This window comes from Shewanella sp. LZH-2 (genome assembly GCF_016859145.1).
Classification (GTDB): domain Bacteria; phylum Pseudomonadota; class Gammaproteobacteria; order Enterobacterales; family Shewanellaceae; genus Shewanella; species Shewanella xiamenensis.
This window is the reverse complement of the sequence record NZ_CP069350.1, coordinates 4,040,122-4,058,112: the sequence shown is the minus strand read 5'-3', so window position 1 is coordinate 4,058,112 and position 17,991 is coordinate 4,040,122. Positions and strand designations below refer to the sequence as shown.

Genomic DNA, 17,991 nt, shown 5'->3' with positions numbered 1-17,991 from the left:
ATGTTGGATCTGGAACTGATGTCGATCCTGCTGCCTGCTCTGGCAGCGGGGATCTTAGTGCTCTCAACGCACATTGTACTTGGTAAACAAGTGCTTAAGCGTGGGATTATCTTTATCGATTTAGCCATTGCGCAAGTCGCCGCGTTGGGAGCAATTGTCGCCCACATGGACCACAGGTTAGAAGACATGCCATTTTCTAATGTGTGGATGCCGGCCTTGTTCGCCCTTGCGGGGGCGGGATTTATCGCTTGGTTATCTAAGCGAATGGCGGGTGAGTTAGAAGCCATGATCGGTTGTTTTTATGTGCTATCGGCCGTGGCTGCTATGCTATTGCTGGCGAACGATCCCCATGGTGCAGAGCTGCTAAAACAATTGATGTCGGGCCAGATCCTTTGGGTGAGTTGGTCGCAATTAGTGTTACCAGCAGTGGTTTATGCTGGGGTGTTGGCGTTGATTTTTTGGCGCCCACAAATATTAAATGGTGCCGGATTCTATCTCCTGTTTGCCCTAGTTATTACGTTGTCGGTTGAGCTGGTGGGCGTCTATTTAGTGTTTAGTACCTTGATTTTACCTGCACTTGCTCTGAATAAATACCAAGGTAAAAACGGCTTGTTTTACGCCTATCTGGTTGGCCTTATGGGTTACTTACTTGGTCTGGTATTATCGGCAACCATGGATTTACCGAGTGGGGCGGCGATTGTCGCAACCTTGGCAGTCAGTGCACTGGTATTTCGTGTAGGCTTAAGCAAAATGGCTACAGTGAGTCAGATCTAACGCTAGGTTTTATGCTGAGTGTTAGGCGTTGATATTGATTTAAAAGCCCATCGATACGCTTATTGCGCGAGCAACGATGGGCTTTTGTTTGATTGTTAGCAACTCAGCTAACAGATGTAAACATTATATTGAGTCCCTAGGGCTGGGTGGCTATACTGTCGCCACTTTCACCCTTGGAGTATGTCGTGCTATTAATTGTCAGATCTGTGTTGTTGGCGTTGTCATTGTTACTTGCATTTATTTTTGGTGGTTTGGTTTGCCTATTACGACCTCGTCACCGTGACAATGTACATATGTTCGCCAAGATCTTTTCATCCGCAGCGCCGATTTTAGGGCTTAAAGTCATAGTACGTCGGCCTAAGGAAGTGCAGGATGGCCCCTATATATTTCTTGGAAATCATCAAAATAACTTCGATTTATTCACACATACTAAAGCCGTACCTAAAGGCACTGTGAGCTTAGGGAAAAAGAGCTTAGTGTGGATCCCCTTGTTTGGCCAGATCTATTGGCTGTCAGGTAATATTCTGATCGATAGAAAAAATCGCAATAGTGCTTTTGATACGATGGCGAAAACGGCGGAAAAAATTAAGCAGAATCGTCTTTCCGTGTGGATTTTCCCTGAGGGTACGCGTTCACGGGGGCGCGGACTGTTGCCCTTCAAAGCGGGAGCTTTCCACACTGCGATTGCGGCTGGTGTGCCAGTCGTACCCGTGTTGACGTCATGCCAAAGCCATATTGATTTGAACCGTTGGGATAATGGTGTGGTGATTATTGAGATGATGGCGCCAATCCCGACTGAAGGTTTGGATAAAGCTGATGCCAAAGCCTTTTCGGCACAGGTGCACGAGATTATGTCGGCAAAATTTAACGAGATAAATCGCGAAGCGGCAACATTAATGGGTAAAACTATCTCGGCTGATGACGTATAATAACGCCAATTTGAGCCAGTTTTATCTTAACGGAGACAAGTCCATGTCTATTGAAAGTCAGTTAAAAGCCCAATTCGCCGAGAATCGTGACATAGTGCAAGCCTTGCTCGACGATGGCTCAGAGCCTGATGCTGAATACACCATTGAGCACCATTTTTCATCGAGCAATTTTGAGCGCTTAGAAAAGGCTGCGGTTGATGCATTCAAACTTGGATTTGAAGTCAATGATGCCGAAGAAATGGAATTGGAAGATGGTTCGGTGATTTTCTGTTTTGACGCTGTTGCTTATCACAAGTTAGAAATTCCATTATTAGACAAAGCGACTGAACAGTTATTGCAACTCGCAGCCAAGCAAAAAGTGGATTATGACGGTTGGGGTACTTACTTTGTTGGCGATGAAGAAGATGAAGACGAAGAAGATGATGAACAGGACGATGGTTTTCCACATTAATACGTTGTCATAATTCTTATAAAGCAAAAGCCCATCAATGATGGGCTTTTGCTTTATTAAGCCTAATTAAGTGGAAATTGGTGCTGCATGTAGGACGCTACAATTTCGGCCTTTCTGTTTGGCCTCGTAAAGCGCTTTGTCTGAGCAGGAAATCCAACTTGAACTGCTCGTAATATGTTTGCCTATTTCACATACGCCAAGGCTGACAGTCACTTTAATCTTCAGCCCCTCATACACTACGGTGGATTCAGCGATCTTTTCCCTCAAACGCTCGGTAAAGTTGAGGGCATCGGTGCCACTGGTATTGGGCATGACTACCGCAAACTCTTCGCCGCCATAGCGACCGACACAGTCGGTTTCCCGCAATGAATGACTCAGAAGATGGGCGATATGTTGAATAACCTTATCACCTGCAAGGTGGCCGTAGGTGTCATTGATATTTTTGAAGTGATCAATATCAATCATCACCAAGCTTGCTATACCAGAATAGCGGGCATAGAGATCGTACTCGTGTTCCAAGCATAGTTGCCAATGGCGGCGATTATGCAGTTGCGTTAATCCATCGGTTTGACTGAGACGCTCTAACTGTTCGTTGGCGGCCTTGATCTGCAACTTATTGACGGCGATATCGGTGACATCATAAATAATCACACTGATATGGGTAATTTTGCCGGTTAATGAAGCGAGAGGCAGCAAAGTCACGTTCTGGTACATAAAATCGGCGCGCCCAGTAATTGGGCGATAGTTTTTAAACTGAAACACGTAAGGTCTTTGTTCCCAACTAATAAATGCTCGATTTTTAAGCATAAAAACCGATTCCATTTTTTGCTTTAGCCAAGTCGCTGGCAAATCTGGGAAGCGGCTAAACAGGTTTTGACCTTTAATAGAATTGGGTGAAACGCCACTATGGTTTTCCATAAAGCCGTTCCACAGTTGGATATTATAATCGCGATCTAATACCACAAGACCCACTTCTATGGTTTGTACCATATCGATTAGCCAATGGAGTTCGTTCATTGCGCTTTGATCGTTTGACATAAGGTAAAGTCCAACTGATTAATCGAGTAAATAACCGAGTTTGTAGCTCAGTGTCGGAATAGAGTCTTCGGTAAAGAGCAACAGTAAGTCGCATTGAATATTATGATTTTCAATACGATAGTTGATTTCCATCGCTAATGTTCTGTGCCATTTTTCCGAATTATCATGGATAAGATCATTCACTGTACAGTGACGGCCTAACACCACAGGATGGGCTTGGCTGAATTTCATATCGAGTTGTTCTGAGATCCCATTCAGGAATGCACCAATCAATACGTTTCCAGTGTCGATCAGTACTTCAATCTCGGTATTCTTATCCTCAGGATTTGCAACCCCCATGAGCTTGGCCATATCTTTAAAGCTTGAATCATGGAATAACAACAGTGCTTCACCCGCAACGCCTGCTCCAATAAATCCTTGGCAAAGTGCTGAAACAGTTGAGCTTTCTTCTGTTGCTTTCAGAGCCATGGTCAGTTCGCTGACTTCGAGCACGTTCACATTTGGGATAGGTAATAGGACAAATACGTCGAGTAATTTGGCGAGCAAATCGGCTGCACGGCCCATGGCAACGTTAGCGATCTCTTGGCAGGCATCACGCATATCGACTTTGATCATCGGCGTGTCTTCCACCTGATCTTTCTGCGTTAGGGTAAGAATGCCGTACTCTTGGAGGATATTACTGATGGCATCAGCACTGACGGGTTTTTGGATAAAGTCCAATGCACCTAGAGCTTTAACACGTTCATGAGCTTTGATTTGTATATCACCCGAGACCACAATGATAAGGGCGGGGAGATCGTTTTGTTGAACGGTTTGTAGTACTTCATAACCATCCATTACGGGCATATTGAGATCGAGGAAGACCACTTCGCCTTTACCTGCGCGAATGGCATCTAACCCTTCGGCACCATTGGTCGCGTAGGTAATCTCGACATCCCATTCTTTGGGAAGGGTGCGAGCCATTTGTTTACGCGCCATAGCGGAATCGTCACAGATGAGTACAGAGATTGTCATGCTGACTACAGATCCTTATTTGCCCATTTATTGAAGATAACACTAATTCTTCATGTTTGAGTGACGAATTATGTGCTTCGGGCAAGTTTGATTTACATCATCTATATATAACTTATAGATTTAATTAGCTAATTTTATTTATCTTGCCATTAAATTCTAAAGGCATAGTGCGATTAAAATTGTGGTTAGCTAAGTTAACTTCGTTATTTATCGCAAAAAATACCTCGATTTTGCGACCATCTATATGCTTAATCCATCAACAGATGTCTACAGTATCGATCCTCTATCATGCACAGATATACATGCTGTAGGTAAGCGGAGTTGCTAGAGATGCATTTTGTTCAAATTAGACGCTGGCATGGGCTGAACAGCATCGTAAATTTATTCTAACAGCTTCATAAATCAGAATTTGTTAGGTTTTAGATTGCAGCCTAACATAATCGCACACTAATACTTAACGGTGACTGACAATATTTTGACTAAAGTCAAAATTCGGCCTTATGTTACATGTTTTGGTTAATCATGCCAAACATGTTAACATTTGGTCTGGACTGACCAGTAGCAGGATATTTCATGGGTGAGCGTTGTGTGCAAGTTACGGTTGAGAATGGCATCGCAAATGTTGTGCTTAATCGTCCAGAAAAATTCAATGCAATTAATTATTTGATGTTTAGCGAACTCGATAAAACCATCAAAAGGATTAAATCAGATCCGCGTATTCGGCTAGTAATTTTATCTGGCGCCGGAGGTCATTTTAGTTCTGGCTTGGATGTCAAAAGCGTGATGTCTGCGCCGATGCAAGCAGTTAAATTGCTGTTTAAAGGGTTGCCAGGCAATGCCAACCTAGCCCAAAGAGTATCCCTTGGCTGGCAGCGTTTACCTGTACCCGTTATCGCGGTATTGGAAGGCTGCTGTTATGGTGGAGGAATGCAAATCGCTTTAGGTGCGGATTTTAGGATAGCAAGCCCTGACAGTAAGTTATCCATTATGGAGGCCAAATGGGGGCTGGTGCCCGATATGGCAGGCCTAGTGGCGTTGCGGCAAATTATGCCAAAGGATCAAGCGATGTTACTCAGTCTCACGGCAAAAGTGCTCTCTGGCGAAGAGGCTAAAACCTTAGGTTTAGTGACTCAGTTAAGTGATAACCCAATGTTAAGCGCGCAACAATTGGCGGAAGAACTCCTCAATACCTCCCCCGATGCGGCTGCGGCAATTAAGCTGAGTATTAACCGCAGCTGGACTGCTTCGGTCCGTGCGTTGCTATGCCGCGAGTCATGGAGCCAAGTGAGATTGCTGCTTGGCAAAAATCGTACTATCGCTGCGGTTCGTCAGTTAAAAGATCCCACTAAACCCTACAAGGATCGCCAGTCTGGCTGGTAACTTAGTTGATGCCCTTAGCGAGAAAGCCATGGTAAAGACTTCCTCAATGCTGAGGCAGCGTTGATGTGTCGAGCTTTATTTTGTACTAGCAAGCCGTGCTCGTAAAATCAGGGGATTCAAATTTCAATAGGCGCCGCTCATTCGGGCGGCGAATCCTCTTATGGCCGTTAAACAATTCTGCCAAGCGCTTTCATTATCCAGATTCAATGCCAGCGTTGTCTGCCGATAATTGGGTGCCTCTAAGGTCACTGCCAGCGTTTTACGTTGTTCAGCCGTTTCTAATGAGGCGGGGTGACCATCGGGTGATTGAATATCGAGTATCGGCATCGTGAGTTTAGCGAGCTTCTCGGCTATGGCTTGGTTTCGCGTTTCGTCTTCACTGTAGGGATTGATGACAATCAATACATCGGGATCGGCAATTTTCTTTTGGCTTAATAGGCTTATCAATAATCCTGCACTTTGATCGGCGGTGATTAGTACTCGTTTGCCAGGATAATCGCTACCAACGCTGTCGAGCTGTGACATGCTTTTAACGAGAAAGTCTTCTTGCTCAAGGAGATGCTTATTACTGTCTTCCGGCTTTACCTTTTGACTTGGTTTATTGGAAGGCGCGGTTAATTGCGCTGACCCCGCAGTCGCGACTTCAGTTGCTGGGGTGGCAAAATTGGGCGCTGGTGGTTCTGTTGGCGGCGTGAGGCTTAAGCTCGCCCAGCCAGCCGCATTGATATTACGTCGGACAAAGGCCATTAATCCGGGCGCATCGGCGGTGCCATTAGTGGCGGGTAAAATAATGGCTGCACCGAGTTTTTTCCGGCCTTCCCACGAGCGGACTAAGAGTTCAAGTGGTTGGTCATCTATGGTGATTTGTTTGATCTCATTGGCGGGTAAATAGCTGCTCGCTCTTTTAGCGGGCGTCGGTTTGTTAGGATTAGACTGAGCTGCTTCGGCGCTAGGCTCGGGAGTTTGGTTACTGGGATCGGCGGCGAGTAAGCTCGCACTGGCGAGAGCTAAGGTGAGGCTCAATACCGAGGGAATGATACGCGCCATAGAATTGATAACCACCTGTGTAGTCTTATAAATTCAATTATCTAGAGTATAACCTTAAGCGGCGTAGCAGAAGCAATTTTTGCTTGAGCTCGTGACGGCGACCGCGCACTGCTGCGTCTAGACAGACTTATGTGAAAAAAATGTTTATACAACAGAGAAAATAAAAACGCCCAGCGATTGGCTGGGCGTTTGTGTTTTAGTTTAAGCGAGCCGGATCAGGCGCAGTTTAATGCCAATCAAGATTAAACATGGCTAACTAGCACCATACGAATCGCATCAAGCTGTAACTGACTCGCATCGAGGTAAGTGGTCAGCTCCCGCATTTGGTTGCGTAGGTATTCTAATTCTTCCTCACGGATATTGGGGTTGACCGCTTTCAGAGACTCTAAACGTTCGAGTTCGCCTGTAAGCTGGCTGGTCATCTTCTCGCGCGCTTGAGCCACTAACTCATTGACGGCCACTTGGGCATACTCTTCGCCTTTAGCAAATAACGGATGCAGAATTGGCTGTGATGCAGTGACTAACTTGCTACCAATATGACGGTTTACCGCGCTTAACTGTTTGTCAAAACTGGTGTAATCGACCTTGGCTGACAGATCGTTGCCATTTTTATCCAGCAGAATACGGATAGGCGTAGGCGGTAGATAACGATAGAGCTGGCTCGATTTAGGCGCCGAGGCATCTGCCATATAAATCAGTTCTAAAAACAGAGTGCCCGCAGGTAATGCCTTGTTTTTTAATATCGCAACACTTGTAGTACCGGTATCCGAGCTGGTGATCAAGTCGAGGCCGGTTTGCACCAGTGGATGCTCTTGGGTGATCAAGGCAATATCATCACGGGAGAGTGCAGTATCACGGTCGAAGGTGACGGTAACGCCATCCTCATGCAGGCCGGGATAAGTCGGGAACATCATATGTTCGCTCGGACGTAGGATAATCGAGTTTTCGCCTTTATCTTCTTGGTCGACACCGATAATGTCCCACAAGCGGATCACTGAGCCAATCAGTTTAGTATCTTGATCGCTTTGGGCTAAACGCTCGACAATCGCCTTGGCTTTATCGCCACCATGGGAGTTGATTTCCAGCAGTTTATCACGGCCTTGCTCCATGGCGTGTTTCAGTTCTTTGTAACGGCTTTGGGTGTGGTTGAGCAGATTGGTTAGCTCATCTTCATCACCGCCGACAAGGACATTTAACAGATCTTCGGCAAATTCACTGAAAAGTATATGGCCGCCGGGGCAGGTAAGCTCGAAGGCATTTAGACCTTGGTGATACCATTGGAGTAAACGCTCCTGCGCCGTATCTTGCAGATAAGGCAAGTGAATTTGGATATCGTTCTTTTGACCAATACGGTCCAAACGGCCGATACGTTGCTCCAATAAATCTGGGTTTAATGGCAGATCGAACAACACTAAGTGGCTGGCAAACTGGAAGTTACGACCCTCTGAGCCGATTTCTGAACAGATTAATGCTTGAGCGCCGCCTTCTTCTTGAGCAAAGTAAGCACCCGCTTTATCGCGCTCGATAATCGACATACCTTCGTGGAACACTGTGGCTTGAATGCCTTCACGGGTACGCAGGGCTTCTTCTAAGCTCAGGGCGGTATCGGCGCCACTGGCGATAATCAGCACTTTCTTGCTGCGGTGCGACTTTAAAAACTCGATTAACCAATCCACGCGAGGATCGAATTTCCACCAACTGGCGCTGTTGTCTTCAAATTCTTGATAGAGTTTTTCAGGGCTTAAGGCTTGTGCCGCTTTCGCTTCTACGGTTTTACGACCGCCCATCATCTCATTCACGCGTGCAGCGGTAAGATACTGCTCAGGCATCGCATGGGGATAGGCGTTGAAAATACGTTTCGGAAAACCTTTTACCGAGGCGCGGCTGTTGCGGTAAAGCACGCGGCCAGTGCCGTGGCGATCAAGCAGTTCTTGCAGTAATTCGCTGCGCGCCGCTTGTTGCAATTCGCTGTCGATGCCTTCGGCTTGAATTAACCGAATGCTCGGCGCTATGTCTTTTTCGCTGAGTAATTCGGTTAAGCTGTTGATAGCGGTATCGGATAATTTTCCATCGCCCGCTAAGGCTTCGGCAGCGATGGCGACATCTTTGTAGCTGTTTTCTTCAGCAAGGAAGGCGTCGTAGTCATAGAAACGATCTGGGTCGAGCAGGCGCAAGCGCGCAAAATGACTCTCGTGACCGAGTTGATCCGGTGTCGCGGTCAGTAGTAATACGCCCGGTACGACTTCGCTTAAGGCTTCTACCACTTGGTAGGCGCGGCTCGGGGCGTCTTCGGTCCACTCTAAATGGTGTGCTTCATCAACTACTAACAGATCCCAATCGGCATCGAGTGCTTGGTCGAGACGTTTCTTTTTGCGCAGTAATTCGAGTGAACAAATCACTAACTGTTCGGTATAGAAAGGGTTGTCATGGTCGGCAAAGGCTTCAACGCAACGGTCTTCATCAAACACGGAGAAGCGCAAGTTAAAGCGGCGCAGCATTTCCACTAACCACTGATGGCGCAGGGTATCCGGCACAATAATCAATACTCGTTCGGCACGGCCTGTCAGCAGTTGTTGGTGGATAATTAACCCTGCTTCGATGGTTTTACCTAAACCCACTTCGTCGGCCAGCAACACCCGCGGCGCATAACGGCGACCCACTTCATGGGCAATCCACATTTGGTGGGGGATAAGACCGACGCGTGGCCCTTGTAAGCCGAGTAAATCAGAGGTCGCCAGTTGATTGCGCAGTAACTGGCATTGGTAACGAATGCCGAAACGATCGAGGCGGTCAATCTGACCCGCAAACAGGCGATCCTGCGGTTTGTTAAAACGAATGTTGTGGTTTAACAGGGTCTCACGCAGGCTGGCTTTCTCACCTGTTTCGCTGTGGATTCCGTGGTAGACGACGAGGCCGTCTTTTTCGGTGAGTTCTTCGACCGAGAGGCTCCAGCCTTCATGGCTTTCAACCGTATCGCCAGGGTTGTATATGACGCGGGTCAGCGGGGCTTCGTTACGCGAGAACATACGGTTCTCACCAGTCGCAGGGAATAACACTGTGACCATGCGGCCTTCAACTTGTACGACTGTTCCTAAACCAAGCTCTGACTCGGTATCACTTATCCAACGTTGTCCTAAGGCAAACGGCATCTTAAATTCTCATCTCTGGGCGGACTCTAACAAAGGGCGCGTATGTTATATCAATACTAGGGATATTTGAATCGCCCTCTCAACCGTTAGAGACTAATTCTCCACACAGCAGATTACAAATTGAACAGTGAAGAAAATTCTCTGTTGCAGCTCGAGGTTTTGTCATGCTTCTGTCATATCGAGGGACCTACACTGCTTTCGAGTCTCTGATGATTTGGTTGGCATTCATTGAGAATGGTGCCAATATTAGTGTAAGCCGCTAGCTATCTTTATTCGGTAGAGGCTTGAACTTAAAGATCATTCTTAACCTAACGCCAATCAGCAAAGGAGCCATATCCACTCACTGGGAACGAGATATAACATAAAATAATCGAGCACTCTGGAGGCGCCATGGAACAAGACGACAGAAAGTTGTTTGTACTGGATACCAATGTGTTACTACATGAACCTTTGGCGATCTATTCGTTTAAAGAGCACGATGTAGTCATTCCGATGACTGTGCTAGAAGAGCTAGACCAGATTAAAGATCGAAAGAGTGATGTGAGTCGCGATGCGAGAGTTGCCATTCGGGCATTGGAAGATACCCTCGGCGGCGATACAACACCTGAACAAATTATTAATGGTGTCCCTTTGCCAAGTCGAGAAGGGCATGCCGATGCAATAGGCTCACTTTCTATTTTCCCTGACCATCTTGTCGATTTTACCTTAGGTGCCCTGCCGGGGGATGGCAACGATAACCGCATTATCAATACCGCACTACATCTACAAAATCTTCACCATCCACGCACTGTGGTACTCGTCACTAAAGATATCAATATGCGTCTTAAGGCCAAGGGCGCGGGTATTCAATTGGTTGAGGATTATCGAACCGACCAGCTGATCGACGATATTCGTTTCCTCAGCAAGGGCTTTTATCAGTTCGAAGGTAATTTTTGGGAGCATTTAAACAAAGTGTCCACCGAGCGCCACGGTCGGCATACGATTCATGAAGTCCCGCTGAAAGATTTAGACAACGAACCTTTCTACATTAACCAGTATCTGATTGATACCGAATCTGATTTTTGTGGCCGCGTCACCGAGCGTAGCGATACTCATCTGCATATTTTGGATTTGGGCCGCGAGCGCTTAAAAAACCTCGAGGCGTGGGGCGTTAAACCTAAGAATGTTTATCAAGGCATGGCGCTGCAAGCCTTGCTCGATCCCGATATTGATCTGGTGATCTTAACGGGGCCAGCGGGTTGCGGTAAAACCTTACTGGCAATGGCGGCTGCGCTTGAGCTGGTAGTTGAGCGCAATCGCTACGATAAGGTAATTGTGACTCGTAATACGCCGGAAATTGCCGAATCGATAGGTTTTTTACCCGGCACCGAAGAAGAAAAGATGATGCCATGGCTCGCGGCCATTACCGATACCTTAGAAGTGCTGCACAAGAATGATGTCAATCCGACCGGCAGTTTGAACTACATCATGGAGAAGGCGAATATCCAATTTAAGTCGATCAACTTTATGCGCGGCCGCTCGATCCAAAACTCCATTGTACTCTTGGATGAATGTCAAAACTTAACGGCGTCGCAGATCAAAACCATGATCACTCGGATGGGAGAAGGTACAAAATTGATTTGTTGCGGTAACTTAGCGCAGATCGATTCGAATTATCTCACCGCAGTGACCTCGGGTTTAACCTACATTGTTGAGCGTTTTAAAGACTTTGAAGGCAGTGCAAACTTATACCTGAATGGCGTGGTGCGTTCACGCTTAGCTGAATACGCTGAAGAACATCTCTAACCATTAACTAAATTTTTACAAAAGGTCTCACTTGTGGGACCTTTGTTTTTAGCCATTTCTATGATTTTTCAGTTAGCTAATCATAGACTTTGCCAGTCTTAGTATGGCAATTATTTGATGTGACTCGGGGTTTCTTCCTGCTAATATAAGGACCCATAAATGAACTCCGTAACTTTTGCCACCGATGGCTAAATCAAGTGCTGCAATCAAGGGTAGTGGATGAAATCGAGTGAGCCGGATCTCCAGCTAAAATCGCCGATCCAAAAGAATTATAACCGTGCCGTTTTTTATACTTATATCGGTGTAATTGTCCTGTCGTTGCTGACGGCGTGGATGTTTTTCGATCGCCAGAAAAGCCAGCAGATGGATCAGCGTGAAGAGCAGGTTGAACGCCATGTATTGCAAATTGACTTACTACTGGAGTCGAGCATTCGTGCGGTGAAGAGCTTGCGGGATGTGGCTGTGGATCACCTACGTTTAGGTGAGTTAGTGCGTAAGGATCGCTTACCGCAGTACGGCAAATTTAACGAAAGTGGTCAGTATTTTACCTTAGAGCCTAATTACGCCAAAGGTGGCAAGCCATTCACTAATATGGGGCGGATCACGGGCGCGGGTTCCCTCGATGGTCGCAGTGATAAGTTCTACCAAGAGCTGGAAATGCTGTTCGAGTTATCGCTGTCTTTCCCTGTGGCCAAAGAAGCCGCACCCAAAGCCTCGGCAATTTATTATCTATCGCGCCAGCGGATGATGTCATACTTCCCTTGGACCAATGATGATCAACGTTTTAGAGACGAGTTGCTCAATAAAAAACAATTCCAATACGCGACGCCAGCGATGAACCCGCAACGCAGCGTGTTTTGGAGTGAGGCCTACGTCGACTCCACAGGTAAAGGCTTATTGACCACCTTAGGTGTGCCCGTTTACCTCGACGATGAGTTTATGGGCTCGATAAACCTCGATATGACCTTAGCCTCATTGGCGCGGCAAATTCGGGTGTACTTCAAAATGCCGGGGACGGTGATCCTGCTCGATCAGCAGAATAATATTTTATCCCACAGTGATTTTGATGGTTCAGATATCAATCGGGTGTATCACATCAGCCAGCGCATTCCTTCTGAGCTGCATTCGTTGCCTGAGTCAGAATTGTTCGATGCCCACGAAGGCATTATTCGTAACGGTTACTATATCCACTCGGTTGCGCTGCATAATGCGCCTTGGCGCTTGTTATATCTGCAAAATGAAGACGACCTGTTCCAAGATTCGGTCGAAAAACTGCAACTGACCTTTATCCTTGTGGTCATCGCTCTGTCGGTGCTGGTGACCATAGTACACTGGCAAACGCGCCGCTCTTTTGTGAGCCCTGCATCGCGGCTGTTATCCCACTTAGAGGGCTGCTCCCAAGAACCGCGTAAACCGCCGGAAAAAATCACCCCTGGTTGGGAGCCTTGGTTCCTATTGGTCAGCCGCATTTTTGAGGAAAACAAGCAATACACTCACCATCTGGCCGAGCAAAATAAACGACTCGATAAACTGGTCGCGCGTCGTACTGAGCGGTTAAAAGATGCAACCGAGCGCCGCGAACGTGAATATGCGTTATTGCGATCCTTACTCGACTCTATCCCAGAAGCCATTGTCTTTAAAGATAAAGAGGGCAATTACCTCGGCTGTAACAAGGCCGCCGAGCGGATGTTGGGTTACACCGAAAGCGAGATGATCGGTCTGTCGTCGGAGGATTTAACCTCGCCAGAGATGGGCATTCGTATTCGTGCCGAGGATGAGCAGATCCTAAAAGATCGCACGCCGCTGCGTTATCAAGAGAAGGTCGAGTTAGCGGGCAAACCTGTGTTGCTCGACACCCTGAAACTGCCTTTCTATAACCGCCGTGGTGAGCTGCAAGGCTTAATTGCCGTGTGGCGCGATGTCACGCGTGAGTACGAGTCCGCCGAACAGTTACGTCTGTCGGAAGAGCGTTACCACTTAGCGATGGATGCGGTAGAAGACGGTCTATGGGACTGGTATCTGGATTCGGAGCATATTATTTGCAACCCATCCTACTATTCGATGCTGGGGTATAAACCCAATGAATTCCCTGCGTTATTGTCGGCTATCGACCAGCTAACACACCCCGACGATAGAATTCGGGTCGAAGAGTACCGTAATCAGTATCTGCAAAATCCCGTCGATGCGTATGAGATCGAGTTTCGGATTTTAGGTAAAAATGGCAGTTATCACTGGGTGCTTTCCCGTGGACGGGTAGTGGAATTTACCGCCGATGGTCAGCCTAAGCGTATGGTCGGTACCCATAAGGATATTACTCGTCATAAGAGTAACGAAGTGGCGCTGTTGGAGGCGAAGCAGGACGCGGAATTGGCCAACCTGTATAAGAGTGAATTTTTGGCGAATATGAGCCATGAAATCCGCACGCCAATGAACGCCATTATCGGTATGTTGCAGTTGGCACAGCGCACCTCGCTGACGGCGCAGCAGAAGGATTACCTCGAAAAAGCCGGTTTCTCGGCGCAGTCGTTGCTGCGGATTATTAACGATATTCTCGACTTCTCTAAGATTGAGGCGGGTAAGTTAGAGTTGGAGCGGGTGCCGTTTCCGCTGGATAAAGTGCTCGATCATGCCCTCGATCTCAACGCGCTTAAGGCGCAGGAACAAGGCGTTGAATTATTGCTGTATGCGCCAGTGACGGCAGGGCTCATTCTTAAGGGCGATCCACTGCGTCTAGGCCAAGTGCTGATCAATTTGTTGTCGAACGCGGTGAAGTTTACTCAATCCGGCGAGATTGAACTGGGCTGTGAAGATGTGGGCGAGCGCGATCACCGGATTACCTTAAAATTCTGGGTGCGGGATACTGGTATTGGGATCAGTAAAGATCAGCAGGAAAAGTTATTCGATGCCTTTGCCCAAGCCGATGGTTCGACGACCCGTAAATACGGCGGCACAGGCTTAGGTTTATCGATCAGTAAGCATTTGGTCTCCATGATGGGTGGCAAGATGCAAGTACAGAGTGAGTTAGGCGTTGGCAGTACCTTCAGCTTTACCATCAGCTTTGAGATTGCCGAAGAGGCCAAGGTTGAGCCCTTAGTTGTGCCTGAAAAACTCAATAATTTACGCACACTTGTGGTGGATGATAACCCAACGGCGCTGCAAATTTACTCAGCGTTGATGCGCGATTTCCACTTCGAGGTGGATACGGCCGCGAGCGGCGCCGAGGCGCTGTATAAGTTGTCGCGAGATCCTATCGATTTATTGTTGCTCGATTGGATGATGCCAGAAATGGATGGCAGTGATGTGATTAGCGCCATCGATACCATGGTGGCCGAAGGTCGGATCGCGAAACGGCCAATTATTATTATGATGACGGCCTATGCGGCTGAACCTTTGCAACTTGAAGTCGATAGTGCCAACGTGTTTGCTGTGTTGCAAAAGCCCTTTAAGGCCTCGAGCCTGTTCGATGAGATTATTGCCGCCTTTGCCGACGAGCCAAGGCTCAATGTCGCACAGCCTATTGCTGAAGTGGCTGTCGAAGAAGGTGAGCACACAGGTTTAGTGCTCTTGGTTGAAGATAACTTTATCAACCAACAGGTCGCGACAGAGCTGTTAAAGAGTGCGGGTTACGAAGTCGTCGTTGCAGGAAATGGCCAAATTGCGTTGGATATTATCGACTCGCGCCCCTTCGATGCGGTATTAATGGATATTCAAATGCCAGTAATGGATGGTTTAACGGCGGCGCGGGCACTGCGTGAACGTTACAGCGCTGATGCCTTACCGATTATCGCCATGACAGCCCATGCGATGTCTGGAGATCGGGAAAAGAGTCTCGCCGCAGGGATGAATGCCCATATTACTAAGCCTATCGTGCTATCCGAATTATTTGAAACCTTAACCCATTGGATTAAGCACAAACATAATCACCATTAATTGTTCGCCCGGGGCCAGTGATGGCCCCGCGTGGTTAGTTTCATAGCGTGACCACGTAGACAGCCAGTTCAGGAGGAAAGATGAAACCCCATAGCCTAGCCCTCGCCATCCTGCTCTTAGGTTTGCCAACCCTTAGCGTTGCCGCTACTCTGCCGAGCACTAAAATTGTTAAACAAAGCCAAGTAGCCAAGGGATTTCTCAATTTTTACTATGAACCGAGCGAAGGGGAGTTATACCTTGAGGTGAGTCGCCTCAATCAGCCCTTTCTCTTGGTGACTAGCTTGCCTGAAGGGGTCGGTTCTAACGATATCGGCTTAGATCGTGGCCAGTTAGGTCAAACCCGCATGGTGCAGTTTGAGCGCCAAGGTCTCTACATCCAGCTTAAGCAACTGAACACCCAGTATCGCGCCAATACCCAAGATGCCGCCGAAAAGCGAGCAGTAGATGAAGCCTTTGCCGATTCGGTATTGTGGCAGGGAAAATTGCTCGAAGGTAAGCCGGATATGGTGGCGATCAGTGAGCTAGTGCTTAATGATCTGCACGGTGTCTCACATGTGCTGCAACAGACGGGACAGGGCAATTATCGTCTCGACTTAACCCGCTCGGCGATTTTGCCCGCAGGAGTTAAATCCTTTGAAAACAATAGCGATGTAGATGTGCAATTGACCTTTAAGGGCGATGTTGCTGGCGAGCAAGTCGCTAAGGTCACGCCCGATGGCACCTTTATGTCTGTACGGATGCGTTATTCTTTTGTTGAATTGCCAGGCGAAGGCTATCAAGTTCGCGCCTATCATCCGATGAGCGGCTATCTATCCGATGAGTACCGCGACTATGCGACGGATTTTTCTGAGCCTCTGGTGCAGCGGTTTATTTTGCGCCACCGCCTGCAAAAGGTGAACCCAGGCCCTGCGCCTAGTGAGGTGGTTAAACCTATCACCTATTACCTCGACCCAGGTGTGCCTGAGCCTATTCGCTCGGCACTGCTCGATGGCGCACGCTGGTGGGAAACGGCCTTCACCCAAGCGGGGTTTATCAACGGTTTTAAGGTTGAACTGTTGCCGCCCGATGCCGATCCGCAGGATATCCGTTATAACATGATCCAGTGGGTCCACCGTGCGACGCGAGGCTGGTCCTATGGCGCAGCGCTCACCGATCCGCGTACTGGCGAAATCATCAAAGGCCAAGTGACCTTAGGGAGCTTACGGGTACGCCAAGATTATTTGATTGCCAAAGGATTAACCGCAGGCTGGCAGGATAGAGCGGCGGCAGAGAAGGCCGCTAATGAGCTGGCTTTAGCGCGTATTCGGCAACTTGCTGCCCATGAGGTCGGCCATACCTTAGGGTTAGATCATAACTTTGCCGCCTCAACCAATCAGGATGCCTCTGTGATGGATTACCCCCATCCCAAGATCCAGCTGAAAGGCAATGATATTGATATTTCAGCACCTTATGGCGTTGGTGTCGGGCCGTGGGATAACTTTGCCATAGCCTACGGTTATAGCGATGAAGGCGATGTGACTGCCCAGTTGGCGCTGCAAAATCAGTTGTTGGCCGAGGTCGCGCGTAAGGGACTGCGTTACATCGGTGAAGCCGACTCTCGCCAAAAGGATGCCAGTCATGCCTATGCAAGTTTGTGGGACAGTGGTGATGATCCAATCGCTCAACTATTGGAGCTAAATCGCATTCGTGCCAAGGCGATTGAAGGTTTCAGTCGAGCGGCCTTATTGCCGGGCGAGCCGCTTGGTGAATTGGTCGATGCTTTTGTACCTATCTATTTACTCAATCGTTACCAAATCGAGGCTGTCGCAAAATTTATTGGCGGCACCGACTATCACTATTTGTCTATCGGTGAGGGCGGTCGCTGGAGCTATATTGCACCGCCATTACAATTGTCGGGTCTCGATGCGTTGTTAAGCACCTTAGATGCAGCAAGTCTAACGGTCCCACAAACATTGTTAGACACTTTAGTCCCTAAAGCGGGTAATTATCAGCCAACGCGGGAGTCGTTTGAATCGGGGCTTGGGGTGGCGAGCGATCCCCTTGGCATGGCAGAAGTGTCTGCTCGCCACACTGTAAGCTTACTGCTCATGCCAAAACGCTTAAATCGTGTGAGTCAAGCGGCGATGGCCGATAATGAGCAACTCTCGGTTGAGACCCTACTGAATAAGTTGTTTGCCGCGACGTTATATCAGGAAGATAAGCTTGGCTTAGTTGAAGGTGTGTGGATGCGCGTTAATGCGGTGGTGATCGATGAACTCTTGTCGACCTACCATGATCCGCAAACTGCGCCAGAGGTTAAGGCTGCGCTCTTTGAACGTGCTCAATTTGTGATAAAACAGCTCAAAGCCAAAGCTAACCGAGCCAATGCTAAAGTGGCTGCCCACTATAACGGATTGGAGCAGGGCCTTAGTGCGGGGCTCTTGGATGCTAATAAAAAGCTTATCCCTAAGCCCTTAACTTTACCGCCAGGCTCACCTATCTAGTCTTGCTTGGG

11 protein-coding genes are annotated in these 17,991 nt (G+C 47.9%); 7 read left to right on the top strand and 4 right to left on the bottom strand.

What is annotated here, in order from left to right:
• From JM642_RS17820 to rraB, 3 genes are all read left to right on the top strand, one after another.
• Nucleotides 1-774 (top strand): metal ABC transporter permease, encoded by a 774-nt coding sequence (locus JM642_RS17820; RefSeq protein WP_037414073.1) that lies wholly within the window; start codon nt 1-3, stop codon nt 772-774.
• A gap of 185 nt (nt 775-959) precedes the next feature.
• On the top strand, nt 960-1,703 hold the full coding sequence (locus tag JM642_RS17815) for a 1-acylglycerol-3-phosphate O-acyltransferase (RefSeq protein ID WP_203432267.1): 744 nt from the start codon (nt 960-962) through the stop codon (nt 1,701-1,703).
• Between the two features lie 43 nt (nt 1,704-1,746).
• Entirely contained in the window at nt 1,747-2,154 is a 408-nt protein-coding gene (gene rraB, locus JM642_RS17810) for a ribonuclease E inhibitor RraB (protein ID WP_037414069.1), read from the top strand.
• Nucleotides 2,155-2,220: 66 nt separating this feature from the next.
• On the opposite strand, the gene JM642_RS17805 is transcribed toward rraB, so the two are convergent.
• Nucleotides 2,221-3,192 carry a sensor domain-containing diguanylate cyclase gene (locus tag JM642_RS17805; protein WP_037414068.1) on the bottom strand — a complete coding sequence of 324 codons (972 nt, stop codon included), beginning with the start codon at nt 3,190-3,192 and terminating at the stop codon, nt 2,221-2,223.
• Between the two features lie 18 nt (nt 3,193-3,210).
• On the bottom strand, nt 3,211-4,206 hold the full coding sequence (locus JM642_RS17800) for a response regulator (protein WP_037414066.1): 996 nt from the start codon (nt 4,204-4,206) through the stop codon (nt 3,211-3,213).
• Between the two features lie 573 nt (nt 4,207-4,779).
• On the opposite strand from JM642_RS17800, the gene JM642_RS17795 reads away from it, so the two are divergent.
• Nucleotides 4,780-5,586 carry a crotonase/enoyl-CoA hydratase family protein gene (locus tag JM642_RS17795; RefSeq protein ID WP_037414065.1) on the top strand — a complete coding sequence of 269 codons (807 nt, stop codon included), beginning with the start codon at nt 4,780-4,782 and terminating at the stop codon, nt 5,584-5,586.
• Between the two features lie 123 nt (nt 5,587-5,709).
• Here JM642_RS17795 and JM642_RS17790 read toward each other — a convergent pair whose 3' ends face one another.
• Complete coding sequence (locus JM642_RS17790) at nt 5,710-6,633, bottom strand: DUF3530 family protein (protein ID WP_172588254.1); 924 nt, start codon at nt 6,631-6,633, stop codon at nt 5,710-5,712.
• A gap of 242 nt (nt 6,634-6,875) precedes the next feature.
• Entirely contained in the window at nt 6,876-9,782 is a 2,907-nt protein-coding gene (rapA, locus tag JM642_RS17785) for an RNA polymerase-associated protein RapA (protein WP_203432266.1), read from the bottom strand.
• A 390-nt stretch (nt 9,783-10,172) separates the two neighbouring features.
• On the opposite strand from rapA, the gene JM642_RS17780 reads away from it, so the two are divergent.
• The 3 genes from JM642_RS17780 to JM642_RS17770 all read left to right on the top strand — a co-directional run bounded on the left by JM642_RS17780 (nt 10,173) and on the right by JM642_RS17770 (nt 17,980).
• Nucleotides 10,173-11,567, top strand: a complete 1,395-nt coding sequence (locus JM642_RS17780) for a PhoH family protein (protein WP_037426948.1) — start codon at nt 10,173-10,175, stop codon at nt 11,565-11,567.
• Nucleotides 11,568-11,786: 219 nt separating this feature from the next.
• Entirely contained in the window at nt 11,787-15,497 is a 3,711-nt protein-coding gene (locus JM642_RS17775) for a response regulator (protein WP_037414057.1), read from the top strand.
• Between the two features lie 80 nt (nt 15,498-15,577).
• Nucleotides 15,578-17,980, top strand: coding sequence for a zinc-dependent metalloprotease (locus JM642_RS17770; RefSeq protein ID WP_203432265.1), 2,403 nt, complete (start codon nt 15,578-15,580; stop codon nt 17,978-17,980).
• Nucleotides 17,981-17,991 lie beyond the last annotated feature (11 nt).